This window comes from Streptomyces sp. NPDC001880 (assembly GCF_053594575.1).
Genome location: NZ_JBSFET010000005.1, coordinates 43,504 through 68,397 on the forward strand (window position 1 = coordinate 43,504; position 24,894 = coordinate 68,397).

25 protein-coding genes and 1 pseudogene are annotated in these 24,894 nt (G+C 70.2%); 3 read left to right on the top strand and 23 right to left on the bottom strand.

Annotated features, from left to right (window positions below; translation table 11 throughout):
- Window positions 1-200: 200 nt before the first annotated feature.
- Both ACWCQ6_RS04685 and ACWCQ6_RS04690 read left to right on the top strand, forming a co-directional pair.
- The gene (locus tag ACWCQ6_RS04685; RefSeq protein ID WP_451085421.1) at window positions 201-938 is read left to right on the top strand and encodes an ABC transporter ATP-binding protein; all 738 of its coding nucleotides are present in this window, start codon (window positions 201-203) and stop codon (window positions 936-938) included.
- On the top strand, window positions 920-2,104 hold the full coding sequence (locus ACWCQ6_RS04690) for a hypothetical protein (RefSeq protein WP_451085423.1): 1,185 nt from the start codon (window positions 920-922) through the stop codon (window positions 2,102-2,104). Before ACWCQ6_RS04685 ends, ACWCQ6_RS04690 begins: the two co-directional genes overlap by 19 nt.
- Before the next feature lie 40 nt (window positions 2,105-2,144).
- Here the strand turns inward: ACWCQ6_RS04690 and ACWCQ6_RS04695 are convergent, their stop codons facing one another.
- The 10 genes from ACWCQ6_RS04695 to rpsB form a co-directional block, all read right to left on the bottom strand.
- Entirely contained in the window at window positions 2,145-2,597 is a 453-nt protein-coding gene (locus ACWCQ6_RS04695; protein ID WP_451085425.1) for an SRPBCC family protein, read from the bottom strand.
- A gap of 188 nt (window positions 2,598-2,785) precedes the next feature.
- A complete protein-coding gene (locus ACWCQ6_RS04700; RefSeq protein ID WP_451085427.1) occupies window positions 2,786-3,811 on the bottom strand; it encodes an ABC transporter ATP-binding protein in 1,026 nt (341 codons plus the stop codon).
- 2 nt (window positions 3,812-3,813) lie between these two features.
- Window positions 3,814-5,427 (bottom strand): ABC transporter permease, encoded by a 1,614-nt coding sequence (locus tag ACWCQ6_RS04705; protein ID WP_451085429.1) that lies wholly within the window; start codon window positions 5,425-5,427, stop codon window positions 3,814-3,816.
- A gap of 125 nt (window positions 5,428-5,552) precedes the next feature.
- Complete coding sequence (locus tag ACWCQ6_RS04710; RefSeq protein ID WP_451085431.1) at window positions 5,553-6,665, bottom strand: thiamine ABC transporter substrate-binding protein; 1,113 nt, start codon at window positions 6,663-6,665, stop codon at window positions 5,553-5,555.
- 246 nt (window positions 6,666-6,911) lie between these two features.
- Complete coding sequence (gene rlmN, locus ACWCQ6_RS04715) at window positions 6,912-8,018, bottom strand: 23S rRNA (adenine(2503)-C(2))-methyltransferase RlmN (RefSeq protein ID WP_451085433.1); 1,107 nt, start codon at window positions 8,016-8,018, stop codon at window positions 6,912-6,914.
- A gap of 93 nt (window positions 8,019-8,111) precedes the next feature.
- Window positions 8,112-9,197 carry a phosphatidate cytidylyltransferase gene (locus ACWCQ6_RS04720; RefSeq protein ID WP_451085435.1) on the bottom strand — a complete coding sequence of 362 codons (1,086 nt, stop codon included), beginning with the start codon at window positions 9,195-9,197 and terminating at the stop codon, window positions 8,112-8,114.
- Window positions 9,197-9,754 carry a ribosome recycling factor gene (frr, locus tag ACWCQ6_RS04725; protein ID WP_397803143.1) on the bottom strand — a complete coding sequence of 186 codons (558 nt, stop codon included), beginning with the start codon at window positions 9,752-9,754 and terminating at the stop codon, window positions 9,197-9,199. Before frr ends, ACWCQ6_RS04720 begins: the two co-directional genes overlap by 1 nt.
- A 179-nt stretch (window positions 9,755-9,933) precedes the next feature.
- Window positions 9,934-10,710, bottom strand: a complete 777-nt coding sequence (pyrH, locus tag ACWCQ6_RS04730; RefSeq protein WP_189545913.1) for a UMP kinase — start codon at window positions 10,708-10,710, stop codon at window positions 9,934-9,936.
- Between the two features lie 159 nt (window positions 10,711-10,869).
- On the bottom strand, window positions 10,870-11,706 hold the full coding sequence (tsf, locus tag ACWCQ6_RS04735) for a translation elongation factor Ts (protein WP_451085438.1): 837 nt from the start codon (window positions 11,704-11,706) through the stop codon (window positions 10,870-10,872).
- A gap of 99 nt (window positions 11,707-11,805) precedes the next feature.
- Entirely contained in the window at window positions 11,806-12,684 is an 879-nt protein-coding gene (gene rpsB, locus ACWCQ6_RS04740) for a 30S ribosomal protein S2 (protein WP_451085440.1), read from the bottom strand.
- 376 nt (window positions 12,685-13,060) lie between these two features.
- Between rpsB and ACWCQ6_RS04745 the strand changes: the two are divergent.
- Window positions 13,061-13,489: pseudogene (locus ACWCQ6_RS04745) on the top strand (peptidoglycan DD-metalloendopeptidase family protein); the annotation flags it as partial.
- Between the two features lie 221 nt (window positions 13,490-13,710).
- Here ACWCQ6_RS04745 and ACWCQ6_RS04750 read toward each other — a convergent pair.
- From ACWCQ6_RS04750 to rplS, 13 genes are all read right to left on the bottom strand, one after another.
- Window positions 13,711-14,277, bottom strand: coding sequence for a TetR/AcrR family transcriptional regulator (locus ACWCQ6_RS04750; protein WP_451085626.1), 567 nt, complete (start codon window positions 14,275-14,277; stop codon window positions 13,711-13,713).
- A 118-nt stretch (window positions 14,278-14,395) separates the two neighbouring features.
- The gene (gene whiG, locus ACWCQ6_RS04755; protein WP_329815051.1) at window positions 14,396-15,232 is read right to left on the bottom strand and encodes an RNA polymerase sigma factor WhiG; all 837 of its coding nucleotides are present in this window, start codon (window positions 15,230-15,232) and stop codon (window positions 14,396-14,398) included.
- A 240-nt stretch (window positions 15,233-15,472) separates the two neighbouring features.
- Window positions 15,473-16,633 (bottom strand): DNA-processing protein DprA, encoded by a 1,161-nt coding sequence (dprA, locus tag ACWCQ6_RS04760; protein ID WP_451085443.1) that lies wholly within the window; start codon window positions 16,631-16,633, stop codon window positions 15,473-15,475.
- Complete coding sequence (locus ACWCQ6_RS04765) at window positions 16,630-18,255, bottom strand: YifB family Mg chelatase-like AAA ATPase (protein WP_451085445.1); 1,626 nt, start codon at window positions 18,253-18,255, stop codon at window positions 16,630-16,632. Before ACWCQ6_RS04765 ends, dprA begins: the two co-directional genes overlap by 4 nt.
- Window positions 18,255-18,614 carry a YraN family protein gene (locus tag ACWCQ6_RS04770; RefSeq protein WP_451085447.1) on the bottom strand — a complete coding sequence of 120 codons (360 nt, stop codon included), beginning with the start codon at window positions 18,612-18,614 and terminating at the stop codon, window positions 18,255-18,257. Before ACWCQ6_RS04770 ends, ACWCQ6_RS04765 begins: the two co-directional genes overlap by 1 nt.
- 127 nt (window positions 18,615-18,741) lie before the next feature.
- Window positions 18,742-19,050 carry a DUF2469 domain-containing protein gene (locus ACWCQ6_RS04775; RefSeq protein ID WP_003965949.1) on the bottom strand — a complete coding sequence of 103 codons (309 nt, stop codon included), beginning with the start codon at window positions 19,048-19,050 and terminating at the stop codon, window positions 18,742-18,744.
- Between the two features lie 64 nt (window positions 19,051-19,114).
- Entirely contained in the window at window positions 19,115-19,603 is a 489-nt protein-coding gene (locus tag ACWCQ6_RS04780; RefSeq protein ID WP_451085449.1) for an NUDIX hydrolase, read from the bottom strand.
- A complete protein-coding gene (lepB, locus tag ACWCQ6_RS04785) occupies window positions 19,593-20,336 on the bottom strand; it encodes a signal peptidase I (protein WP_451085451.1) in 744 nt (247 codons plus the stop codon). Before lepB (ACWCQ6_RS04785) ends, ACWCQ6_RS04780 begins: the two co-directional genes overlap by 11 nt.
- Window positions 20,337-20,388: 52 nt before the next feature.
- On the bottom strand, window positions 20,389-21,279 hold the full coding sequence (lepB, locus tag ACWCQ6_RS04790) for a signal peptidase I (RefSeq protein WP_451085628.1): 891 nt from the start codon (window positions 21,277-21,279) through the stop codon (window positions 20,389-20,391).
- 456 nt (window positions 21,280-21,735) lie between these two features.
- The gene (gene lepB / locus ACWCQ6_RS04795) at window positions 21,736-22,632 is read right to left on the bottom strand and encodes a signal peptidase I (protein WP_451085630.1); all 897 of its coding nucleotides are present in this window, start codon (window positions 22,630-22,632) and stop codon (window positions 21,736-21,738) included.
- Window positions 22,532-23,629: a signal peptidase I gene (gene lepB / locus ACWCQ6_RS04800; protein WP_451085453.1), complete on the bottom strand. Its 1,098-nt coding sequence runs from the start codon at window positions 23,627-23,629 to the stop codon at window positions 22,532-22,534. Before lepB (ACWCQ6_RS04800) ends, lepB (ACWCQ6_RS04795) begins: the two co-directional genes overlap by 101 nt.
- Window positions 23,622-24,392, bottom strand: coding sequence for a signal peptidase I (gene lepB, locus ACWCQ6_RS04805; RefSeq protein WP_451085455.1), 771 nt, complete (start codon window positions 24,390-24,392; stop codon window positions 23,622-23,624). The genes lepB (ACWCQ6_RS04800) and lepB (ACWCQ6_RS04805) overlap by 8 nt, the downstream gene beginning before the upstream one ends.
- A 45-nt stretch (window positions 24,393-24,437) precedes the next feature.
- On the bottom strand, window positions 24,438-24,788 hold the full coding sequence (rplS, locus tag ACWCQ6_RS04810; RefSeq protein WP_329815060.1) for a 50S ribosomal protein L19: 351 nt from the start codon (window positions 24,786-24,788) through the stop codon (window positions 24,438-24,440).
- Window positions 24,789-24,894 lie beyond the last annotated feature (106 nt).

A 24,894-nucleotide genomic window follows, 5' to 3' on the forward strand; every position in this document is an offset into this window, starting at 1 on the left:
GATCGACCGGCTTCCAGCCGTCATCCTCATACGGTCCACACGGCCCGGATGCGCCCATTCGAGTGGGAAGGGACGCACCCGGGCCGTGTGCTGTGCGCACACCGCGGTTCGAATCCTTACGGTGCCGAGTGACCGATCGGCCTTCTCTTCGTTCCCCCGTACGGGGGACGGGAATTACGATCTGAACCGAGGTGTACGCCATGGTGGCCCCGCCGGACAACGACGTGATCTGGGCGCGCTCCCTGCACCATTCCCACAACGGCTCACCCGCGCTCGGCGGCGTCTCCCTGGGTGTCCGTGACGGCGAGATCCTCGCCGTGACCGGCCCCCGGGGCTGCGGCAAGACGACCCTGCTGCACTGCCTGTCCGGTCAGCTGGTGCCCGAACAGGGCGAGGTGTGGTTCAACAGCGTCCCCGTCCACACCATGGGGCCCCGACTGCGCGAACGGCTGCGCCGCGACCGGTTCGGCTGGATCGCCCCCGAGCCCCAGCTGGTGCCCGAGCTGAACACCTGGGAGAATACGGCCCTTCCACTGCTGCTGCGCGGCGCCCCGCGCCGGGAGGCGAAGAAGGCCGCCCTGGAGTGGCTGGAGCGGCTCGACATCGGTGCCTGCGCCCGGCAGCGACCGCACACCCTGCTCCAGGGAGAGCGCCAGCGGATCGCCGTGGCCCGCGCCCTGGCCGCCGCCCCCGCGGTGATCTTCGCCGACGAGCCGACCGCGACCCTGCACCGCAGCGACCGGACCCATGTACTGCGCACCCTCACCAGCGCGGCCCGTTCGCACGGCATCACAATCGTGCTCGCCACCCACGACCCGGAGATCGCCGCCCTCGCCGACCGCACGGTCCCGCTGCTGGACGGCCGCCGCGTCGCCACCGTCGCCCTGCCCTCCGTATCCGATACGGAGGGCCGCGCGGCGTGCTCGCTCTCCGTCTAGCCCGGGGTTCCCATCCGCTGGTCCTGCTGCGGCGGCTGCTGGTCGCCGCCGCCTCCGCCGGAGTCGGCTTCCTCCTGCTGTGCGTCCTGAGCTACGCGTCGGGGCACCCGGCGCACTCCACCGGGGCCTTGCTGCGCCTGTTGTGGTGCTTCGTGCCGCTCGCCGCCACCGTGCAGTTCGCGGTCGCGGTGGCCCGTACTGACCCGAGCACCCGGCCGCGTTCCGGGCTGTCCGCCGTGGGCCTCGGGCCGGTCCGGCTCGCCGTGCTCGCCGCGGTCTCCACCGCCGTCTCCTGCACCCTCGGGTCGCTGGTGGCGCTGCTGTTCTTCCTGCATCTGCGCGGTGATCTGACCGGGCTGCCGTTCGACGGCGCGGCGGCCGGAATGCTCGACGCCGAAGCCCCGCTGCCGCTCGCCGCCGTGCTCGTGCTGCTGGCCCTGGTCCCGGTGGGCGCGGCGAGCGCGAGCGCGCTCGCGCTGCGCGCCGAGCCGGTCTCGACCGCGGCCCCGGACGACAGCTCCACGGAGGTACTGACGGAACCGGAAGCACCCGATCCGGCGGCGCCCCCGACGGGGCTGCCGTGGGGCGTGGCGCTGACCTCGGTCGGTCTCGCCGTCGAGGCGTACATGAGCCGGGGCGACGGTCGCAGCCTGCTCCCGCTGCCCGGCGGGCTCGACGCCACCCCGGCCGGGGTGCTGGTGGGGTGGACGCTGGCGGCGGTCGGGCTGGCCGTGGCGGGGCCGGGCCTGGCCCATCTGTGCGGGCGGCTGCTGCAGGCGGCGCGCCCCGGCGCCGTACGCCTGCTGGCCGGCCGGGTGCTGATGGACGAGTCGCGCCGGATCGGCCGGCCGCTCGGCGTGGTCTGCGCGGTGCTCACCGCGGCCGTCGCGGGCTACGCGCTGTACGGGGCGGACGCGCACCCCTTCGGCCCGCTCACGGCGCTGGGCGCGGTGCTCGTTCTCGGCTGCACGACGGCGACGCTGCTGACCTCGGCCCTGGAGGCCAGGCAGGCGCGCGCGCAGACCTCGCAGGCGTTGCTGCGGCTCGGCGCCCCGGAGTCGGCACTGCGGGTCGCTACGGCCCTGCGCGCCGTCGCGCTGCTGCTCGTCTTCGCCCCGCTGACCTGGCTGATCGCGAAGCTGGCGGCACTGCCGCTGACGGTCTGAGGACGCGCGCCTCCGGACCGGCGGCGGTGCAGCGGCCGGTTCAGGAGGACGCGAGCCGGGCCACCAGCGCGTCGAAGAAGGCCTCCCAGCCGTCCTCCGCCGCCGCGTACTGCTCGGGCGTGAGGTTGCCGCCGCGCTGCTGGAAGACCAGCTCGGTGGTCCTGCCGCCGCGGTCGGTGAAGGTGGCGGTGACGATCTCGCCCTCGATGTCGGCGGGCGCGGAGGCGTCCTTCATCGTGAGCACGAGCCGCTCGGGGGCCACCACCTCCCGGTAGACCCCGTGGAACGGCATCTCGGCGCCCGGCACCACCATGACCAGGCTCCAGGCGCCGCCCGGCCTGACGTCCATCGAAACCCGGTCGAGCGGCACCTCGGCGTCACCGCCGAACCAGGCCGCGAAGTGCTCGGGCGTCGTCCAGGCCTCGAAGACCCGTTCCCGCGGGGCGTCGAGGATGCGGGTGATGTCGATGCCCTCGCGTGCTGACTCGGTCATTGTCCCTGTCCTTCCCGGAGTCGTTCCGGATCTGCCGCGCGGCCCCGGGCTGCCCGCGAGGACGTGCCGGAGGACCCCGGGGACGGCCGGAGCCGCGCTCCGGGCCATCAGGCAATAGTCCGGCCGGCGGCCGGATCCCGCGACCGGGACCGGCCCCCGGCTGGTCCGGTCCGGTGAACGCGCCCTGGTCAGAAGCGGGCGGGCAGGACGACGGTCTCCGCCGCGTCGAAGCGCGCCCCGACCGCCGCGCCCTGCTCGGGCGCGTCCCGCAGCGCGCACTCCGCCTCCAGGACCGGACCACGTTCCGGCATCAGCCGTACGGCGACATGGTTGCCCCGGAACGTACGCGTCCCGACCACACAACGCAGCCCCTCGTCCGGGGCGCCGACCCGGACCCCGGCCGGACGCACCAGCAGATCGCACTCCCCCTGTGGCGAGCCCCCGGGCACCGGCACCCTGCCCCACACCGTGTCGGCGACTGCACCGGTCACCGTCGCACCGACCACGTTGTCGAAGCCGAGGAACCGGGCGACGAAGGCGGAGGCGGGCCGCTGCCAGACCTCCATCGGGGTGCCTGCCTGGGCGATCCGCCCGTCGCGCATCACCACCACCTTGTCGGCCAGGGCGAACGCCTCGCCCTGGTCGTGCGTGACGGCGAGCACCGTCGTACCCAACTGCCCGAAGAGCGAGCGCAGTTCGACGACGAGCCGTTCACGCAGACCGCGGTCGAGCTGGCCGAGCGGCTCGTCCAGCATCAGCAGCTTGGGGCGCGGAGCGAGGGCCCGCGCGAGGGCGACGCGCTGCTGCTCGCCGCCGGACAGTGTGGCGACGGCCCGCCGTTCGGCGCCGGGCAGGCCCACCAGGTCGAGGAGTTCGCCGACCCTGCGCTCCTGGTCACGGCGCGACACCCTGCGCATCCGCAGCCCGAACGCGACATTGGCGCCGACGTCCCGGTGCGGGAAGAGCTGGTGGTCCTGGAACATCAGGCCGAGACCGCGCCGGTGCACCGGCACCCCGGCCTGGTCGGCGCCGTCCAGCAGCACCCGGCCGCCGTCCGGCGGGTGCAGTCCGGCGACCACCCGCAGCAGGGTGGACTTGCCGCTTCCGCTCGGCCCGAGCACACACACGATCTCGTGCTCGGCGACCTCCAGGTCCACCGCGTCGAGCGCCGCCCGCTCGCCGAAGCGGACCGTGGCCGATTCCAGTGTCAGCATCTCTAGAACTCCCCGGACCGGTCCGTGCGGATACGTTCGAGCAGCAGCAGCGAGACGGCACAGACCACCATCAGGATGGTGCTGAGAGCCATCGCCTGGCCGTAGTTGAGCTCCCCGGCCCGCCCCAGCAGCCGGGCCACGGCGACCGGCAGCGTCGGATGGTCGGGCCGCGCGATGAACACCGTCGCGCCGAACTCGCCGAGCGAGACGGCGAACGCGAAACCGGCCGCGACCAGCAACGCCCGCCGCACCAGTGGCAGATCGACCTCTCGCCAGGCCCGCAGCGGCGACGCCCCGAGCACCGCCGCCGCCTCCCTCAGCCGCCCGTCCACCGCGCGCAGCACGGGCAGCATGGTCCGTACGACGAAGGGCACACCGACCAGCGCCTGAGCGAGCGGCACCAGGATCCAGGAAGTCCGCAGATCCAGCGGGGGCTTGTCCAGCGTGATCAGGAAGCCGAAGCCGACGGTGACCGCGGACACCCCGAGCGGCAGCATCAGCAGCGCGTCGAAGCCGCGCACGAGGCGGCCGGCGCGCCGAGTCAGCGCCGCGGCGGCCAGCCCGCCGACGACGAGCGCGATGACCGTCGCGACCAGCGCGTACTGCAAGGAGTTCCAGATCGCTTCGAGCGGGGCGACCAGGAACGTGCCGCCGCCCGCGTCCACGGACGCCAGCGCACGGTAGAAGTCGAAACCGTGCCCGCCGGTGGTGTCCAAGGAGCGCTCGACCAACACCCCGAGCGGCAGCAGGATCAGCAACAGTACGGTCAGCAGCACCCCGCAGAGCAGCGCCCACTGCCCGGCGCCGCGCGGCCTGCGGGCGGTCTGCGCCGGGTCGACCAGCTTCAGCGCGGTCTCCCGGCGCCGTACGGTCCACGCGTGCACGGCGAGGATCGCGCCGACCGCGGCGAACTGCAGCAGCGTCAGCACGGCGGCCGTCGGCAGGTCGAGCAACTGCGCGGTCTGCCGGTAGATCTCCACCTCCAGTGTGGAGAACTCGGGACCGCCGAGGATCTGCACGACCCCGAAGGAGGTGAAGGTGAAGAGGAAGACCATCAGCGCGGCCGCGGCCACCGCGGGTGCGAGGGCCGGCAGGGCGACCCGCCGCCAGGCGGCGAACCGTCCCGCGCCCAGCACCCTGGCGGCCTCCTCCTGCCGGGGGTCGAGCTGGGCCCACAACCCGCCGACCGTCCGTACGACCACCGCGTAGTTGAAGAAGACATGGGCGAGCAGAATCGCCCAGACGGTGGTGTCGAGCCGTACGCCCCAGAGTTCGTCGAGCAAGCCGCCACGTCCCAGCAGCGCCAGGAAGGCCGTCCCGACGACCACGGTCGGCAGGACGAACGGCACTGTGACGACCGCCCGCAGCAGTTGCTTGCCGGGGAAGTCGAAGCGGGCGAAGACATAGGCGCCGGGCAGCGCGATCAGCAGGGTCAGCACGGTCGAGGCGAGCGCCTGCCAGCTGGTGAACCAGAGGACCTCGCGGATGTCCGGCCGGGTGAGCACCTCACCGATCCGGCCGAACTGCCAGACGCCGTCCACCTTCAGGCCGCGGCCGACGATCGCGGCGACCGGGTAGGCGAAGAACAGCGCGAAGAACGCGACGGGCACGGCCATCAGGCCGAGCCGCACCGCGCTCCCGCGCCGGTTCCTCGTACGAGCGGCCTCCGCGTGCGCCGGCCGGACCGACCGGCCGCGGGGCGCCTGCCCGCCCGCGGCCGGTCCGCGTACCGGGGTCTTCGTTACTTCACTACGAGCGAGGACCACGACTGGACCCACTGCTCACGGTTCTTGGCGATGAGGTCCGGGGCCACGGTCGCCGGCGTGTCCACCGTCGCGCCGAACTTCGTGAAGAGCTCGGGCAGTTCTGCGTCCTTGACGACTGGCTTCACGAACATGTTGAGCGGCATGTCCTCCTGGAACTGCTTGCTGATCAGGAAGTCCAGCAGGGCCTTGCCGCCCTCCTCGTTCTTCGCACCCTTCAGCAGGCCCGCGAACTCGATCTGGCGGAAACAGGTCCCGGTTGCGACACCGGTCGGCGCCTCGTCCGGCTGCGGCTTCGCGTACAGCACCTCGACGGGCGGGCTGGAGGCGTACGAGACGACGAGCGGCCGGTCGGCCTTGGCCTTCTTGCCGCCCGCGGAGCCGGAGAACTCCTCGTTGTACGCCTGCTCCCAGCCGTCGACGACCTTGACGCCGTTGCGCTCCAGCTTCTTCCAGTAGTCCTGGTACCCGTTCTCGCCGTAGGTGGCGATGGTGCCGAGGAGGAAGCCGAGGCCGGGCGAGGAGGTCCCGGCGTTCTCGGTGACGAGGAGGTCCTTGTACGCGGGCTTCGCCAGGTCGTCGAAGGACTGCGGCGGCGCGAGCTTCTTGTCGGCGAAGTACTTCTTGTCGTAGTTGACGCAGATGTCGCCGGTGTCGACGGGGGTGACCCGGTGCTCGTCCGCGTCGAGCCGGGTTTCTGCCGCGACCCGGTCGATGCCCTTCGCCTCGTACGGTGTGAAGATCCCGCTGTCGAGGGCGCGGGAGAGCAGTGTGTTGTCGACGCCGAAGAAGACGTCGCCGCGCGGGGAGCCCTTGGTCAGGATCTCCTGATTGAGCGCGACACCCGCGTCGCCGCTCTTCAGTACCTTGACCGTGTAGCCGGTCTCCTCGGTGAACTCCTTCAGTACGTCCTTGGAGGCGTTGAAGGAGTCGTGGCTGACGAGGGTCACGGTCTTGGAGCCCGAGCCCTTGGTACCGCCGGAACCGGAGGACTGGTCGTCGGAACTGCCGCACCCGGCGAGTGCGGTGACGCCGAGCGCGGCGGCGGCGGCCGATGCCGCGAGCTGCCGGGTTCTGCGCGTGGTGCTCATTGTGGATTCCTCCTGGGTTTTGGCCAGGAAGAGACGCGGCCCCGCCCGCGGCGAAGCGGGCAGGGCGCAACAGCATGAGTTGATGACCGAACTTCCTACCCGGAATGACCCGGGCGAGGTTCAGAGGGTCTGCGGCCAGCCTGTCCTCGGTGCCGCACTCTCAGCGCTGTGGCGCTCCCCTGTCGGAATATGAAGTTGATTTCGGGCCCAGGCTACACGGGCTCCCGGGCCCGTCCATGAGCGGCCTCAGCGCTCGGCCGCCGCCAGCTGCCCGCAGGCTCCGTCGATCTCCTGGCCACGGGTGTCCCGCACGGTCACCGGCACCCCATGGGCCGCGATCGCCTCGACGAACGCCCTCTCGTCCTCGGGCCGCGAGGCGGTCCACTTGGAACCGGGCGTGGGGTTCAGCGGGATCAGGTTGACGTGCACTCGCTTGCCCTTGAGGAGCCGGCCGAGCCGGTCACCGCGCCACGCCTGGTCGTTGATGTCACGGATCAGCGCGTACTCGATGGAGACGCGGCGACCGGACTTCTCCGCGTACTCCCACGCGGCGTCCAGCACCTCGCTCACCTTCCAGCGCGTGTTCACGGGAACGAGGGTGTCGCGCAGTTCGTCGTCCGGCGCGTGCAGCGAGACGGCGAGACGGCACTTGAAGCCCTCGTCGGCGAAGCGGAGCATCGCGGGCACCAGACCCACCGTGGAGACGGTGATCCCGCGCTGCGAGATCCCCAGCCCGTCCGGCTCGGGGTCGGTCAGCCGACGGATGGCGCCGACCACCCGGTTGTAGTTGGCGAGCGGCTCGCCCATGCCCATGAAGACGATGTTGGAGAGCCGCGCGGGGCCGCCGGGAACTTCGCCGTCGCGCAGCGCCCGCATCCCGTCCACGATCTGGTGGACGATCTCGGCGGTCGACAGATTGCGGTCGAGACCGGCCTGCCCCGTCGCGCAGAACGGGCAGTTCATCCCGCATCCCGCCTGCGAGGAGATACACATCGTCACCCGCTCCGGGTAGCGCATCAGGACTGACTCGACGAGCGTCCCGTCGTGCAGCTTCCACAGCGTCTTGCGGGTGGTGTCGTTGTCGCAGCTGATGTGGCGGACCACGGACATCAGGTCGGGGAACATCGCCTCGGCGAGCTTGTCCCGCGACGCGGCCGGGATGTTGGTCCACTCCGCCGGGTCGTGCGCGTACCGCGCGAAGTAGTGCTGCGAGAGCTGCTGGGCGCGGAACGGCTTCTCGCCGATCGCGGCGACGGCTTCCTTGCGCTCGGCGGGCGTGAGGTCGGCGAGGTGCCGCGGCGGCTTCTTGGCTCCGCGGGGCGCGACGAAAGTGAGTTCTCCGGGCTTAGGCATGGTTCATCCAGTGTCGCAGACGCAGCAGTGAGGGCCCGCCGTCCTGTGGACAGCGGGCCCTCACTCGTGAAATCCCAGGTCAGCGGCGCGATCTCAGCCGGAGCCGACAAACAGCACCAGCAGCAGCCAGACCACCGGGGCGGTCGGCAGCAGCGAGTCGAGCCGGTCCATGATGCCGCCGTGCCCCGGCAGCAGCGTGCCCATGTCCTTGATCCCGAGGTCCCGCTTGATCATTGACTCGCCGAGGTCGCCGAGAGTGGCGCTGACCGCGACCGCGAGCCCGAGCAGCAGCCCCTGCCACCAGGAACCGCCGTCGATCAGGAACTGCATGCACAGCGCACCGGCCACCATCGCGAAGGCGACGGCCCCGAACAGGCCCTCCCGGGTCTTTCCGGGGCTGATGCGCGGCGCGAGCTTGTGCTTCCCGAAGCGCCAGCCGACGGCGTACGCACCCGTGTCGCTGACCACGGTCAGCAGCAGAAAGGTGAGCACCCGCTGCGGCCCGTCGTCGGCGGTCAGGAGCATGGCAACGAACGTGGCGAGGAACGGTACGTAGAAGGCCGCGAACACACCGGCCGTGACGTCCTTGAGATAGCCCTCGGGCGGCTCGGTCATCCGCCAGACGAGCACCGCCAGCGCGGTCAGCGCCATCGCCACCCAGGCGCCTTCGGCGCCCTGCGCGTAGCCGGCGACCACCATCGCCGCGCCGCCCACCGCCAGGGGGACGAGCGGCGCCTTGATGCCCTTGCGCTCCTGGAGCCGGGAGGTCAGCTCCCACAGGCCCACGACGACGGCAACGGCGATCACGCCGACGAAGACGGCCTTGACGATGAACAGCGAGGCGACGATAACGGCGCCGAGCCCCACACCGACGCCTATAGCGGCTCGCAGGTCACGGCCCGCACGTTTCTTCTGCGGGGGCGGCGGCGCGGTGGACATGGGCTCCTGCGGCTTCTCGTCACGGAACAGGGGGCCGCCGCTCAGGCGTCCGGCCCCCTGGCCCCGGTCATCACGGTCGTCAGCGTCTCTACCTGCGTCGGGAACGTCCGGCACGATGGGCATGGGCCGAGTCTGCTGGGCGTCATGCACATCGTAAGCAGGACCCGCCGGGGCAGCCCGCATCTCGGGCGCACCCCAGTGGCCGGCTCCCTGCGGGGCGCCCCAGGAAGAGTCGTTCATCAGACTTCGAGCAGCTCGGCTTCCTTGTGCTTGAGCAGCTCGTCGACCTGCGCGACGTACTTCGCGGTGGTGTCGTCGAGCTCCTTCTCGGCGCGGCGCACCTCGTCCTCGCCCGACTCCTTGTCCTTGACCAGCTTGTCGAGGGTCTCCTTGGCCTTGCGGCGCACGGCGCGGATGGAGATCTTGGAGTCCTCGGCCTTGCCCTTGGCGACCTTGATGTAGTCGCGGCGGCGCTCCTCTGTGAGCTCCGGGAAGGTCACCCGGATGATGTTGCCGTCGTTGCTCGGGTTGACGCCGAGGTCCGAGTCGCGGATCGCCTGCTCGATGTTGCGCAGCGCGCTCTTGTCGAACGGCGTCACGACGGCCATGCGCGGCTCGGGCACCGAGAACGAGGCGAGCTGGTTGATCGGGGTCAGCGCGCCGTAGTAGTCGGCGACGATCTTGTTGAACATCGCGGGGTGCGCACGGCCGGTGCGGATCGCTGCGAAGTCCTCTTTCGCGACGACGACGGCCTTCTCCATCTTCTCCTCGGCCTCGAGGAGGGTTTCTTCGATCACCACGTGCTCCTGCGTGTCTTGAGTGGGCCCGTCGTGCCCGGGCCCGGCGGATCCTGCGTCGCGTCCTCACCTGCACGGTGTCCGACCGGCAGGCCGTTGTCCATCCTTCGGGGCCGGTACCGGGGGTTCCCCCGGGGGCCCGGACCTTCCCGTGGTACTCCGGGAAGGTCCCCCGGTCCTCAGACCCGGGTGCTCCGGTCACTCACGAGCGTGCCGATCTTCTCACCCTTGACCGCGCGGGCGATATTGCCGGTGGCGGTGAGCTCGAAGACGAGGATCGGCAGGTCGTTGTCGCGGCAGAGCGTGATGGCGGTGGCGTCGGCGACCTTGAGATCGCGGGCGAGAACCTCGCTGTACTCGAGCGCGTCGAACTTCACCGCGTCGGGGTTGCTCTTCGGGTCGGAGTCGTAGACCCCGTCCACCCCGTTCTTGCCCATCAGAAGGGCCTCTGCGTCGATCTCCAGGGCGCGCTGGGCGGCAGTGGTGTCGGTGGAGAAGTACGGCATCCCCATGCCGGCGCCGAAGATGACGACGCGGCCCTTCTCCAAGTGGCGCACGGCGCGCAGCGGGATGTACGGCTCCGCGACCTGCCCCATGGTGATGGCGGTCTGGACGCGGGAGTCGATGCCTTCCTTCTCCAGGAAGTCCTGGAGCGCCAGGCAGTTCATGACCGTGCCGAGCATGCCCATGTAGTCGGACCGGGCCCGGTCCATGCCGCGCTGCTGGAGTTCGGCGCCGCGGAAGAAGTTGCCGCCACCGATGACGACCGCGATTTCCGCGCCATCGCGGACGACCGCCGCGATTTCCCGGGCGATGGCGTGTACGACATCGGGGTCGACACCGAGGCCCCCGCCACCGGCGAACGCCTCTCCGGACAGCTTCAGCATGAAGCGTCCGGCCACCTTGCCGTCGTCGCGCTTGTGGTCACCTTTTGCGGCGTCCGCGCCCTTGTTCATGGAGATTCTCCTCGTGCACATACCAAGAAGGCCATTGCCGGTGGGTCTGGTGTCCCTCAGCGGCAATGGCCTCCTCGTCAGATCTGCGGTCGTACGGCGTGAGTGCGGCCGACGACTGCACTAGACCCTATCGGGGTCCACCGTTGTTCGCGGACGGACTCAGATGCCGACCTTGATGCGCGAGAAGCGCTTCAGGGTGACACCGGCCTCGTCCAGGACCTTCTGGACGGACTTCTTGTTGTCCTTGGCGAAGGCCTGCTCCAGGACGACGACGTCCTTGAAGAAGCCGTTGACGCGCCCCTCGACGATCTTCGGAAGGGCGGCCTCGGGCTTGCCCTCCTCGCGAGAGGTGGCCTCGGCGACACGACGCTCGTTCTCCACCGTCTCGGCCGGGACCTCGTCGCGGTTGAGGTACTTCGGGGAGAAGGCGGCGATGTGCTGCGCGACGTCCTTGGCGACCTCGGCGTTCTCCTTGTCGAGCTCGACCAGGACACCGACCTGCGGCGGGAGGTCGGGCATCGTGCGGTGCATGTACGCAGCCACGTAACCGCCGGTGAACTGCGCGAAGCGGTCCAGGACGATCTTCTCGCCGAGGTTGGCGTTGGCCTCGTCGACGTACGCCTGGACGGTCTTGCCGGCCTCGATCTCGGAGGCGAGCAGCGCGGCCAGGTCCGCCGGGGAGGTCGCGGCGACGTGGGCGGCGAGCGTGTTGGCGACGGTCTGGAACTTCTCGCCCTTGGCGACGAAGTCCGTCTCGCACTTCAGCTCGAGCAGAACGCCGGAGGTCTTGTCCTCGGAGATGAGGGAGACGACGGCACCGTTCTCGGCAGAACGGCCCTCGCGCTTGGCGACGCCCTTCTGGCCCTTGATACGGAGTGCCTCGACGGCCTTGTCGACGTTGCCGTCGGCCTCGTCGAGCGCCTTCTTGCAGTCCATCATGCCGGCGCCGGTCAGCTCGCGGAGCTTCTTGACGTCAGCGGCGGTGTAGTTCGCCATGAGTCTGTGTTTCTCTCTCGAAGTCTGAAAGATCTACGGGGCAACGGCGGGGGCGGTGCTTGTGGCACCGGCCCCCGCCGTCTTCAGCCGTGACGGGTGTCAGGCCTGCTCGGCGTCCGCGGCCGGAGCCTCGGCAGCGGCCTCGGCGTCCGCGACCTTCTCGGTCTCGGCGGAGGCCTGCACCTCGGCGTCGGCCTTCTTGTCGCCCTCGAGCAGGTCGCGCTCCCACTCGGCGAGCGGCTCACCGGCGGCCTTCTCGCCCGGCTTCGAGTCACCGGTGGCGGCACCGGAACGGGCGATGAGACCCTCGGCGACGGCGTCGGCGATCACGCGGGTGAGCAGGGTGACGGAGCGGATCGCGTCGTCGTTGCCCGGAATCTTGTAGTCGACCTCGTCGGGGTCGCAGTTGGTGTCGAGGATCGCGACGACCGGGATGTGGAGCTTGCGCGCCTCACCGACGGCGATGTGCTCCTTCTTGGTGTCGACGATCCAGACGGCGCTCGGCACCTTCTGCATCTCGCGGATACCACCGAGGGTCTTCTCCAGCTTGGCCTTCTCGCGGGAGAGGACCAGGAGCTCCTTCTTGGTGAGGCCGGAGGCGGCCACGTCCTCGAAGTCGATGAGCTCAAGCTCCTTCAGACGCTGAAGGCGCTTGTAGACGGTGGAGAAGTTGGTGAGCATGCCGCCGAGCCAACGCTGGTTGACGTACGGCATGCCGACGCGCGTCGCCTGCTCGGCGATGGCCTCCTGGGCCTGCTTCTTCGTACCCACGAACATGATGGAGCCGCCGTGGGCGACGGTCTCCTTGACGAACTCGTAGGCGCGGTCGATGTACGACAGCGACTGGAGCAGGTCGATGATGTAGATGCCGTTGCGCTCGGTGAAGATGAAGCGCTTCATCTTCGGGTTCCAGCGACGGGTCTGGTGACCGAAGTGGACGCCGCTTTCCAGCAGCTCCCGCATCGTGACGACGGCCATGGCCGTACTCCTTGAGGTACTCGGTTGTCGCGACCGCAGGATTGCTGTCGCGCCTGACGCCCCGACGCGCCGTGCCACGAGGGACCGAGGAGCGCGGCCACCGTCCGCAGAGAGGGAGGTGGCGGGGCGTGCGAAGTCGACCCGGTGACCCGGATCGCCATAGGAAGTGTACGGGACGGCCCGGGTGCCGGGTGACGGCGCTGTCCACAACCGGCTGGTTGTCCACAGATCCGGTTCATGATCCCTGCGGATTACGGGGCTGCGGGACGGTTCTGCCATGCGACGCGCAACCGATCCGAGCACAACTGATCCGAACACACCTGATCCGACCGGTCCGGCCACTGCCTCGGGGCCCGCTTCCCGTCGCCTGCGGGAGATGCTCGTGGTGGCGGTGGTGGCCCTGCTGGCAGTGGTGTGCGGCCCGTCGGCCGCCACCGCACGGGCACCGGCCCCCGACCCCGTTCCCGCACCGGCCCCCGCACCGGCGCCGGTCGGCGACCGGGCCTGGCCGTTGGCGGGGCGGCCCTCGGTCGTACGGGGATGGGTGCCCCCGGCCGGCCCCTACGGGCGAGGGCACCGCGGCGTCGACCTCGCCGCACAGCCGGGTGCGGTGGTGCTCGCCGCCGCCTCGGGGCAGGTCTCGTTCGCAGGGCGTGTGGCGGGGCGCGGAGTGCTGGCGACCGAGGTGGCCGACAGCGGCGATCCGCCGCTGCGGACCACGTACGAACCGGTGCGCACACTCGTCGCGAAGGGCGAGAAGGTGGTGGCGGGGCAGGTGGTGGCGGTCGTGGAGGCGGGGGCTTTCCACTGCGCGTCAGGCTGTCTGCATTGGGGGCTGCGGCGCGGTGACACCTATCTGGATCCGCTGTCGCTGCTGCCGCCGTCGCTGCTGCGCAGAGGTCCGTCCCGCCTGCTTCCGGTGTTCGGTGTGCCCGAGCCCGAGTCCGCTCAATCGGCGACGGGGACCGGGGACGGGCTCGCCGCCCCCGGCGTTCTGCTCACGGTCGCCGCGACGCGACGGCCGCGTCAGTCCGGTGCACCCTGCACACCTCGGAGAATCATGGTGACGGCGGTGTCCGCGATGACCGACGGCTCCTCGGCCACCGCCAGTTCGATACGTCGCACCGCGGCGTCCACCGAACCCTGGAGCAGCATCGCCGCCAGCCTCGGCTGGTCGTGGCCGAGGTCGCCGAGCGCCTCGACGATCATGGCGATCAGCCCGCCGTGCGCGGCCCTGATCTTCTCGCGCGCCCCGGCGTCGAGCTCGCTCGCCGAGATGGCGACGACCGCCCGGTGACGTCGGTCCCCGACGAGGTCGAGCTGCCGGCGCACATAGGCCTCGATCTTGCCCTCGGGCGTGGTGGCCTGCTCCATCGCGTTCTCGACCTCGGCCGCCCAGATGGGGAAGTCGACGGCGCAGAGCTCTTCGACCACGGCCGCGCGGGAGCGGAAGTACTCGTACACGGAGGACCGGGCGAGGCCCGTGCGTTCGGCGAGCGCGGGGAAGGTCAACGCCTCCGTACCGCCCTCGGACAGCAGGGAGCGTGCGGCGTCCAGGAGGGCGCCGCGCTGCATGGTCCGGTGCTCGGCCACCGAGGCCGCTCGAATCCTGGGCACGTGTCCACTCTACGGCGACCGGTGTCCGAGAGGGCGGGTACGGCCCTGGTCCGTGGCCGAAGCGGCCATGACCGGCAGCGGTCGCGAGCGGGGCTCAGCGTCCGGCGTCGGCCAGTTTCGCGCGCAACTGGAGCACCGATTTGGTGTGGATCTGACTGACCCGGCTCTCGGTGACGCCGAGCACATTGCCGATCTCGGCGAGGGTGAGGCCCTCGTAGTAGTAGAGCGTCACGACCGTCTTCTCACGCTCCGGGAGCGTGTTGATGGCCCGGGCGAGCAACCGTCTGAGTTCGCGGTCCTCGGCGACCTCCACCGGATCGTCGGCGGCGGTGTCCTCCAGGGTGTCCATCAGACTGAGCCGGTCGCCGCCCTCGCCGCCGACATGCAGCAGCTCCTCCAGCGCGACCACGTTCGCCAGCGACAACTGGCTGAAAACCGCGTGCAGTTCCTCCAGCGCGATACCCATCTCCGCGGCGACCTCCGCCTCGGAAGGGGTACGTCGCAACTGCGCCTCCAGCGTGGCATAGGCGCGTTCCACGGCCCGCGCCTTCTGGCGCACCGAGCGCGGGATCCAGTCCAGCGCCCGCAGTTCGTCGATCATCGCGCCGCGGATACGGGTGATCGCGTACGTCTCGAACTTGATCGCGCGCTCGATGTCGAACTTCTCGATCGCGTCGATCAGTCCGAAGACCCCTGAGGAGACAAAGTCCGCCTGCTCGACGTTGGAAGGCAGACCCACGCTCACCCGGCCCGCGACGTACTTCACCAGCGGTGAGTAGTGCAGGATCAGCTGCTCCCGCAGCCGCTCGTCGCCCGTGGACTTGTACGAACGCCACAACTCGTCGAGCGAGGAGGGTGCAGGGGGGCGCACAGTGCCACGCGCAGCCGGTGGTACTGCCGCGCGGTCAGACCCGGAGGTGTGCTGGGGCATGTGGTGCCTTGAGCCGTTCTGCTGTGATGTGCTGGGACGTATGTCTGAGCCGGAATCCTTGTGAGCGTAGCGTGACTGTGACGTCGCGGTCCGCGCAGGATAAGGGATCGGCGCCGTGCGATTCCGGCCGATCCGACATGACTGAGGTCCGGGGCCGTCGCCACGTGCGCCGGCCCCGGAGGCGTCGCTGAAGGATCCGCCGAGGTCATCTGCATCACCTTTTCACCCGAATGCTCCAGGTCAAGTACCGCCTCGCCGCGCGTCGCCATTGCAAGTCGGCCGCGGCGTCAACTGCCATCCATCGCCATCCCGTTCGACGAACCCCAGTGAGTGCAGTTCGTACAGCCTGCCGAGCGCCTCGTCGGCGCTGGTTCCGGCGGTGCGGGCCACCTCCCGCCCGCTGGCGGAGCCCCGGTACGGCAGTGCGTCGAGGACTCTGGCGGACACCGCGTCCAACAGGTCCCGGGGGTGCACGGGGCCTCGTCTGACCGGGGCGAGTTCGCCGATGTCTCCCACCAGTTCGACGACTTCCGACGCATCGGTCACCAGGACGCCCTCTCCGCGCAGGAGTTCATGGACCCCTGCCGACAGCCCACTGGTGGCGGGGCCCGGCACGCCCATGGTGAAGCGGCCGAGCCGCTGTGCGCAGCGCGCGGTGACCAGTGAACCGCTGCGGTATTCGGCCTCGACCACGACCGTTCCGCGCGTCAACGCGGCGATGACCCGGTTCCTGAGGATGAATCTGCTGCGGGTGGGATGATCGGACGGCGGCAACTCGCCGATGACGAGCCCCTGTTCTGCGATCCGCCCGATCAGCTCGGCGTGTCCCCGGGGGTAGGGGACGTCCACCCCGCAGGCCAGTACCGCCGCCGTCGCCCCGCCGACGGCGAGCGCGCCCCGGTGCGCCGCTCCGTCGACCCCGAAAGCGGCTCCCGAGACGACCACCCACCCCAGCTCCGCGAGTCCCGCGCCGAGGCCGGCTGCCATGTGCGATCCGTAGGATGTGCAGGCTCGGGCGCCGACCACGGCGACCGAGCGCAGCGCCCACAGCCGCAGATCGCGAGGCCCCCGCACCCACAGGCCGGTCGGCCTGGCGTCCGCGAGGTCGTCGAGTTGGCTGGGCCATTCGCGGTCCCCGGGACAGATGAACCGCCCGCCGAGCGCGTCCACCGCCGAGAGGTCCTGCTCGGGGTCGATGCCTTCCGCCCGCAGCCGGTACCCGGCGAGCCGTTTCGGGGTCATTCCGCTCAGCTGCTCCGCGGGGCCGTCCGGAGTGGTGATCCGCCGTATCAGCTCGACGGCACCGCACTCGCGCAGCCAGCGGCCACCGCGCTCGTCCCCCGGCTCGATGATGCGGGTCAGGGCTGCTCGCGCCAGTCGCTCCTGACCGCTCACCGTCATGACGCCCCCGTGCTCGTCAGGGCGCCCCGCGAGACCCCGGTCCGCAGCTCAAGTGCCACCGCGACGTCGGAGGCGTCCGGACGGTCGGCGCCGCGCAGATCGGCGACCGTCCATGCCACCCTGAGCACCCGGTCCAGGCCCCGTGCGGTGAGCAGGCCCCGTTCCATGTCCCGTTCGGCTTCCATGAGCGCGCCCGGCGCGGCGACCAGTCGGGTCCGCAGCTCATGGCCGGGCACCTCGCTGTTGGAGGACCACGCGGTGCCCGCCAGCCGGTCCGCGGCCCGTGCCCTGGCCTCCCGGACCCGGGCCGCGACGGAGGCGGTCGACTCACCCCTGCCGCCCTGTCCCATCAGGTCCTCGCGCCTGACCGGGTCGACGAGCACCCTCAGATCCACCCGGTCGAGCAGTGGCCCGGAGAGTCGCGCCTGGTAGCGCCTGACCGCCGACGGCGAGCACTCGCAGCCGGCGCCGCTGAGGCTGTGCCGGCCGCACGGGCAGGGGTTGGCCGCCAGCACCATCAGGAATGTGGCGGGCAGCCGCACCACCCCGGCGCTGCGTGCCACCACCACGTGACCCGATTCCAGCGGCTGGCGCAGCGCATCCAGTGCCCGCATCGAGAATTCGGGCGCCTCGTCCAGAAAGAGAATCCCCCGGTGGGCCAGCGAGACCGCGCCGGGCCGCGGCAGCCCGTTGCCCCCGCCGACCAGCGACTGCATCGTCGCCGAGTGGTGGGGCGCGCAGTAGGGCGGCCGGGCGACCAGCGGCTCCCCTGGCGGCAGGATGCCCGCCACCGAGTGCACCGCGGTCACCTCCAGGGACTCCTTCCTGGTCAGCGTGGGCAGGATCGCCGGCAACCGTTCGGCCAGCATGGTCTTGCCGGCGCCCGGCGGTCCCGAGAGCAGCAGATGGTGGCCGCCGGCTGCGGCGACCTCCAGAGCCTTGCGGGGCCTCACCTGCCCCGCCACGTCCGCCAGATCGGGGGGATTGCCCTCTCCCTGCCCGGCCCCGCGGGCAAGCCCGGTGCCGATGCCCGCTCCGGGCACCATCAGCCCGGCCAGCATGGTGTCGGGGCGCCCCTCGCCGTGTGCCTCCCGCTCGTCGGGCACCGGCTCCTCGCAGAGCACGGCGATCAGCTGCCGCAGGCTCCGTACCCCGAGGACGGAGACGCCAGGGACCAGCGCCGCCTCCCCCGCGGTCTGCTCGGGCACGACGACCTGCCGGTATCCGGCCTCCGCGGCCGCGAGTACGGCCGGCAGCACGCCGCGCACCGGCCGCACCCTGCCGTCGAGCCCGAGCTCACCGATCATCACCACATCGGTGATGGACGCCGGATCGATCCGCTCGGCCGCCCCCAGCACCGCACAGGCGACAGCCAGGTCGAACCCCGAGCCGCCCTTCGGCACGGAGGCCGGTGACAGGCCCACCGTGAGCTTCTTCTGCGGCCACTCGGCCCCCGAGTTCACCACCGCGGCCCTGACCCGGTCCCGGCTCTCGACCAGGCTCTTGTCCGGCAACCCCACCAGGGTGAACGCGGCGACCCCCGCCTCCAGGTCCGCCTGGACCTCCACCACCACGCCCTCGACACCCACGAGCGCCACCGAGCACGCGCGTGCGAACCCCATCAGGCCACCCCCCGCGCATGCTCGGCGACGGGTGCCCCGCGCCTGGGCAGCACCACTGCGACCAGGTCGATCCGGACCCCGCCGGGCGGCGGGCCGCCGTGCCGGTCCAGCCAGATGCCGGCCAGCCTCCGCAGCCGCTCCGCCTTGACCGGCGTGACGGCCGCCATCGGGTGCTCGAACGCACCCGCCCTGCGGGTCTTCACCTCGCAGACCACAAGTGCGTCGCCGTCCATCGCGACGATGTCGATCTCACCGGCACGACAGCGCCAGTTCCGCTTCAGTACGGACATGCCGGAATCGGCCAGCAGCCGCACCGCCAGATCCTCGCCGTACCGCCCGAGTGCCCCCCGTGCGTTCATTTCGGCACCACCTCCGGGACCGACTCTGACGCGTCCGGTCCCGGCTTGTGGATCTTGGTGGACAACTCCGGAATTGTGGATAACCCGGCCACTCGGAAGGGGGAATCACTCCCCTCCCGAAGTGGGCTCAGCCACCGGGAAGTTCGAGATCGCTCTTGTTGAGCTCCTCGATGTTGACGTCCTTGAACGTCAACACACGTACCTGCTTGACGAACCGCGCGGGCCGGTACATGTCCCAGACCCAGGCGTCCGCCATCGACACTTCGAAAAACACCTCGCCCTGGACCGAGTGCACCTGCATCTCGTAGTCGTTGGTGAGGTAGAAGCGCCGTTCGGTCTCGATCACATATTTGAACAGACCGACGACATCTCGGTACTCCCGGTAGAGCTTCAGCTCCATCTCGGTCTCGTACTTTTCGAGGTCCTCGGCGCTCATTGGCATGTTCCCCTTCAGCCGTGCGTCCCCCCATTGTGCGCCAGGCCCCGGGTCCCCCGGGCGCTTAGGCGATTTCGGGGTCCAGAACCAGTGGCGTACGCGGAGGACCCTCGTCGAGCAGCGTGCGCAGCAACTCGGCGAGCCTGGTCGGGTACACCGTCTCACGCGCCGCCGACAGTTCGGCGGAGGTCCACCACCTCAGACCCGCGACACTGCGCTGCTCCAGCCCGGTCAGCCCACTGGTGTCGGTGACGGTCTGCGTCGTACGTGCCAGGAAATACCACTCGTCCTGGTCCCAGCGGCGCCCGTCGAACGGGAACGAGCACATCCGCTGCCAGAGCAGCGGCCCCAGCTCGACATCGGTGATGCCGGTCTCCTCGGTCAGCTCGCGCAGCGCGGCCTCCTCCCGGGTCTCGTCGCCCTCCAGACCGCCGCCGGGCGTGAACCACCAGGTGCTCTGCGGGTCCCCGGGCTCGAATCCGTGGATCAGGAGGATCCGGTCGTCGGGGTCCAGGAGCACCACACGGGCGACCCTCCGCTTCTCAACGTGCACCGGAGGGCACCTTTCCGCGCCTCGTCCGGGCGGACCGTGCCGCGATCGGGCCGTATGCCGCGCCGCCCAGGATGAGCACCACGCCCACGAGCACGGCGCCGAGCTGAAGCCGCAGCGGTCCGGGCGACGACACCCCGCCGGGGAGGGAGGCGAAGACCTGCGGACGCTCGACCATGCCGTTCATCGGCCAGGCTACGGCATCCACCCGGGCCTGAACCGCGTCGCGGGGGACGGAGCCCTGTCCCGCGTCGTCCAGGTGAACCCGGGAGTCCAGTGAGGCGGTGCGTTCGTCACCCAGCAGGAAGAGCTTCCCCTTGGGCACCTCCGCCGTGAAGTTCTCGGCCGAGGCCGGACCCTTCGCGTGCAGATACGGTTCATCAATGGGCTTGCCGTTGACCGTGAGCCGGCCGCCCTTCCCGCAGCAGGCGATCTTGTCGCCGCCGATCCCGACGACCCTCTTCACCATCGGCAGATTGGCGTCCCACCCGGGATCGGTGAAGACGACCACGTCACCGCGGCGCACCTCGCTGCCGTCGATCCGCTGCGCGAGTATCCGGTCACCGGCGTGCACCGTCGGGGTCATCGACCGGGTCGGCACCGTGTACGGCTTGTACACCACCGCCCCCCAGACGAACCCGCCGAGGAAGAGCACACAGCCGACGGCCACGGCCAGACCCGACAGCATGCTGCCGAGCCGGCCGTGGCCGTCACCCGTACGTCCTTTTCCGCTCATCACAGCCTCCCCCCACCTCGGAGATCGACAATCGCTGATCCGAGTCGGCACCCTACCCGGCGGTACGCCCGCCGGTCAGCCTCCTGCGGCGCCACAGTACGAGGGGCAGCGCGCCCGCGACACCGAGTGCCCCCGGGGCCAGGGCCGCCACAGCGCCGACCCCGGGCTGGTCGAAGGTGTCCGGGACCGGCAGCGTCGCCCAGCGGTTGATCGGCCATGCCACGACCACGGCCCGCCCCACGACGTCGTCGACGGGCACGAAGCCCTTGGTCGCCTCGTCCATGTGATAGCGCGAGTCCAAGGAGTTCTGCCGGTGGTCGCCCATCACCCAGATCTTGCCCTCGGGCACCTTGAGAGGCCCGAAGGGCTTGTCGTCGCACGCCGAGTCGCCCGGGAAGATGTACGGCTCGTCGAGCGCCTTCCCGTTGACCTCGACCGGGCCGCCCTTCGCACACTGCACGGTGTCGCCGCCGACCGCGATCACCCGCTTGATCAGGTCCTTCTCCTCGACGGACGGCATCAGGCCGATGAAGCTCAGGAAGTCCTGCACCACGTTCGACTCGGGGGTCGGCTCCCCCGCCAGCCAGTTGTCCGGGTCGTGGAACACGACCACCTCGCCGCGCTCGGGCTCCGAGCCGAACCAGGGCGTCAGCTTGTCCACCAGCACCCGGTCGCCCCGCTGGAGCGTGTTCTGCATCGAGTCCGACGGGATCGAGAACGCCTGCACCAGGAACGTCTTGATCAGCAGCGCGAGAACCAGTGCGACAACGATCAGCAGCGGCAACTCCTTCCAGAAGGGACGCTGCTTCCTGGCCTTCGCGCCGTCCTCGTCCCTGTCTCCGTCCGGGCCCGGTGTCTCCACCGGCGGACCGGAGACAGGCTCAGCGGACCGGTCGGGCCCCTTCGCGGGCTCTTCGTGTCCAGGTCGTGCACCGGCAGCCACGTCACTCACATCCAGTCCTCATTCTGCGCCCACGCCTGCTCCAGGGCCCTGTCCGTTCAAAGGCCCATCGCCCCGAACAACGAGCGGGAGTTCCGCAGCGCTCCTGCGCCCCCGACCGCTTTGCCGGCCGCATGCCGCCGGGCATCCCCAGCTTCCCACCACCGACGACCGCCCTCCGGTTGCTCAGCGTGCTCGCCGAGCAACCGGAGGGCGGTTCTTCCATACCGTCCCGCTGGGGCCGAACCCGCCGGTCCCACCGTGGACGGGTGGTGGCCGGGGACCGCTCGGACGGAAATCTTCACACTCTGCGCAGCTGTACTGATCGGCCGTCAAGATCCTATGAAGAACACCGGGCGGGCATCCGCGCATTTACTCGATCTTGCCGATGCTTTGATCGCAACGACATCATGCACCCTGCCGATCGGCACGATTCAAGGGATCAGGACAGGCCATCGGTCACTGCTGCCGACCGGAATCCAGGCCGGCCCGCCTGCGCCGCCAGAGCACGATCGGCACGGCTCCTGCGATGCCGATCGCACCGGGCGCCACGGCCATCGCCGCGTTCAGACCCGGCTGGTCGAAGGTCTTCGGGATGGGCAGGGTCGCCCAGCGGCTGATCGGCCACGCCACCACGATGGCCCGGCCGACCACCTCCTCGTTGGAGACCGTTCCTCCGCCCGGAAGCTCCTGGTGGTAGCGGGAGTCGCGGGAGTCCTGGCGGTGGTCGCCCATCACCCAGATCCGGCCCTCGGGCACCTTGATCGGGCCGAAGGGCGCGTCGTTGCAGGGGGTGTTGCCCGGGAAGATGAACGACTGCTCGTCCAAGGCCCTGCCGTTGACCACGACCGGGCCGTTCTCCTTGCACTCCACCGTGTCGCCGCCGATGGCGATGACCCGCTTGATCAGGTCCTTCTCCTCGACGGACGGCATCAGCCCGATGAAGCTGAGGAACTTCTGGAGCACATTCGGATGGACCTCCGGGGTCTCGTCCAGCCAGCCGCCCGGGTCGTGGAAGACCACGACCTCGCCGCGCTCGGGCTCCGAGCCGAACCAGGGGGTCAGCTTGTCCACCAGCACCCGGTCGCCCCGCTGGAGCGTGTTCTGCATCGAGTCCGACGGGATCGAGAACGCCTGCACCAGGAACGTCTTGATCAGCAGCGCGAGAACCAGTGCGATGACGATGAGCAGCGGCAACTCCTTCCAGAAGGAGCGTGGCTTCGCCGGCCTGCCACCGCCGTCCGGGGTGTCGCCGTCACTCTCCGCCCGGCCCGTCGCCCCGGCAGACCCGGCATTGCCCGAATGATCCGGCCGGTCCTCGGGTTCTTCGTGTCCGGATCGCGCGCCGACGGCCAAATCCCCCACATCCACTCCTTATTCCGTGCCACCGCCTGCGCCTTGGCCGGTGCAGGCCCACCATTCCCATAACGAGCGGAAGTTCCGCAGGGGTCGGGAGAGGGATCATTCCGTTCGGTTCCGGGGACGACACACTATGCGACAGGCCCGGCGCAACAGCTGTCCCGGCGCGCGCGTCCGGAATCGAGCCGAAGATCGCCGGCTCCTCCAGCCTTCGCCAGTGACCGAGGGGCCAGGCGATCACGACGGCCCGTCCCACGACCTCGTCCTCGGAGACCGTGCCGTGGTACGGCTCGTCCAGGTGGTAGCGGGAATCGGCGGAGTCGGACCGGTGGTCACCCATCACGAAGATCCGTCCCTCCGGAACCCTTACCTCGAATTTGATCAGGGAGGGAGGGTTCCCCGGGTACAGATAGGGCTCGTCGAGCGGTACGCCGTTGACGCTGATCCGGCCGTCCTTGCCGCAGCACTTCACCGTGTCGCCGCCGACCGCGATCACCCGCTTGATCAGATCCTGTTCGTCGTCGGAGGGCAGCAGCCCGATGAAGGTCAGCACCTCCTTCGCCTGCTTGACGACGACGGGCGACTCCTTGTTGCCGACCTTCTCCTGGTTCAGCCAGCGCCCCGGATCCTTGAAGACGACGACATCGCCACGCTGGGGTTTGGACCCGAACCAGGGCGTCAGTTTGTCCACGAGTACCCGGTCACCGATCCGGATGGTCTGCTCCATCGACCCCGAAGGGATCACGAAGGCCTGCACCAGGAAGGTCTTGAGTACGAGCGCGATCAGCAGCGCCACGAGGACGAGCAGCGGGATCTCCCGCAGGGCGGCCCCGCGCCGCCGTCGCACGACCTTGCGGGCCAGCTTCCGCCGCTCCGCCCGGGTGGGCAGCGAACGCGCGGCCGTCGGACCGGTGCCGGCCGGGGGCGTCCCAGTACCGGACGACGGTATTCCGGGGCCGGACGACCCGCGCCGCCCGCGGCCGCGATTACCCATGACCCCCGCCCGGCGCCCGTGCGGCGGAGAAGGCGGCGCTGTCCGGCAGCGAGCCCACCCGGCTGGGCGGCCAGCCGATCCAGTCCACCCTGCCGATCACCATGTCGACGGGAACCATGCCACCCCCCGGCTCTCCGAGGTGGTCACGCGAGTCGCGGGAGTTGCTCCGGTGGTCGCCCATCATCCACAGCGTGCCGTCGGGGACGACGATGTCGAACCGTACCTCGGAGGGCGCATCGCCCGGATACAGATAGTCCTCGACGACCGGTCGGCCGTTCACCTCGATCCGGCCCTGCTTGTCGCAGCAGACCACCCGGTCACCGCCCACGCCCACCACCCGCTTCACGTAGTCGGTCTCGACGGGCTCCACGAGTCCCAGGGACGCGGCCACCGAGTGCATCAGACCAGTGACGGGGTTCTGCTGCGGGGGCTCCTGGACAAAGGATCCGGTGCCGTCGAAGACCACCACGTCGCCGCGTTGCGGCACGGAGTCGGAACGGTAGGCCAGTTTGTTCACCAGCACCCGGTCCCCGACCCGCAAGGTGGGCTCCATCGACCCGCTGGGGATCAGGAAGGGCTGCACCACGTAGTTGCTCAGGAGCAGTACGAAGACCGCGCAGACGGCGCTGAGCGCCGCGGTCCGGCGCCAGGTCATCGGGGCGGCCGGCCGGTCCGGGATACGCGAGGAGCGCGACCCCTCCTCCGATGCCGTTGCGGGGGCGGAGGAGCGGTCGCGCTCCGAGGGCTTTGCTTCCGTGTCCATCGGGGCCAGAGCCTATCCGGCTGTCCTGTGGACCAGGGAGTCAGCTCAGTTGTCGCGCTTCTCCTTGATCTTCGCGGCCTTGCCGCGCAGCTCACGGAGGTAGTACAGCTTGGCGCGACGGACGTCACCGCGGGTGACGAGCTCGATCTTCTCGAAGATCGGGCTGTGCACCGGGAAGGTGCGCTCGACGCCGACGCTGAAGGAGACCTTGCGGACGGTGAAGGTCTCGCTGACGCCCGAACCCTGGCGACGGATGACTACGCCCTTGAACTGCTGGATACGGGAGCGGTTGCCCTCGATCACTCGGACGTGGACGTTGACGGTGTCACCGGGGCGGAACGACGGGATGTCGGTACGCAGCGACGCGGCGTTGACGCCATCGAGCAGGGAAGCCATGTTGTCTGCTTTCTTCGCCGATGCCACAGGTCATCGACGGGAGATAGTGAGAAATGGGGATGCTGATCGCGTCGGGCGGACGTCGTTCCCCCTGTGGCAGGGGCGT

Coding starts and splice junctions, on each gene's coding strand:
- ACWCQ6_RS04685 (WP_451085421.1), top strand. CDS start 201: ATGGTGGCCCCGCCGGACAACGACGTGATCTGGGCGCGCTCCCTGCAC.
- ACWCQ6_RS04695 (WP_451085425.1), bottom strand. CDS start 2,597: ATGACCGAGTCAGCACGCGAGGGCATCGACATCACCCGCATCCTCGAC.
- ACWCQ6_RS04700 (WP_451085427.1), bottom strand. CDS start 3,811: ATGCTGACACTGGAATCGGCCACGGTCCGCTTCGGCGAGCGGGCGGCG.
- ACWCQ6_RS04705 (WP_451085429.1), bottom strand. CDS start 5,427: ATGGCCGTGCCCGTCGCGTTCTTCGCGCTGTTCTTCGCCTACCCGGTC.
- ACWCQ6_RS04710 (WP_451085431.1), bottom strand. CDS start 6,665: ATGAGCACCACGCGCAGAACCCGGCAGCTCGCGGCATCGGCCGCCGCC.
- rlmN (WP_451085433.1), bottom strand. CDS start 8,018: ATGCCTAAGCCCGGAGAACTCACTTTCGTCGCGCCCCGCGGAGCCAAG.
- ACWCQ6_RS04720 (WP_451085435.1), bottom strand. CDS start 9,197: ATGAACGACTCTTCCTGGGGCGCCCCGCAGGGAGCCGGCCACTGGGGT.
- pyrH (WP_189545913.1), bottom strand. CDS start 10,710: ATGAACAAGGGCGCGGACGCCGCAAAAGGTGACCACAAGCGCGACGAC.
- tsf (WP_451085438.1), bottom strand. CDS start 11,706: ATGGCGAACTACACCGCCGCTGACGTCAAGAAGCTCCGCGAGCTGACC.
- rpsB (WP_451085440.1), bottom strand. CDS start 12,684: ATGGCCGTCGTCACGATGCGGGAGCTGCTGGAAAGCGGCGTCCACTTC.
- whiG (WP_329815051.1), bottom strand. CDS start 15,232: ATGCCCCAGCACACCTCCGGGTCTGACCGCGCGGCAGTACCACCGGCT.
- dprA (WP_451085443.1), bottom strand. CDS start 16,633: ATGACGGTGAGCGGTCAGGAGCGACTGGCGCGAGCAGCCCTGACCCGC.
- ACWCQ6_RS04765 (WP_451085445.1), bottom strand. CDS start 18,255: ATGGGGTTCGCACGCGCGTGCTCGGTGGCGCTCGTGGGTGTCGAGGGC.
- ACWCQ6_RS04770 (WP_451085447.1), bottom strand. CDS start 18,614: ATGAACGCACGGGGGGCACTCGGGCGGTACGGCGAGGATCTGGCGGTG.
- ACWCQ6_RS04775 (WP_003965949.1), bottom strand. CDS start 19,050: ATGAGCGCCGAGGACCTCGAAAAGTACGAGACCGAGATGGAGCTGAAG.
- lepB (WP_451085451.1), bottom strand. CDS start 20,336: ATGAGCGGAAAAGGACGTACGGGTGACGGCCACGGCCGGCTCGGCAGC.
- lepB (WP_451085453.1), bottom strand. CDS start 23,629: ATGGGTAATCGCGGCCGCGGGCGGCGCGGGTCGTCCGGCCCCGGAATA.
- lepB (WP_451085455.1), bottom strand. CDS start 24,392: ATGGACACGGAAGCAAAGCCCTCGGAGCGCGACCGCTCCTCCGCCCCC.
- rplS (WP_329815060.1), bottom strand. CDS start 24,788: ATGGCTTCCCTGCTCGATGGCGTCAACGCCGCGTCGCTGCGTACCGAC.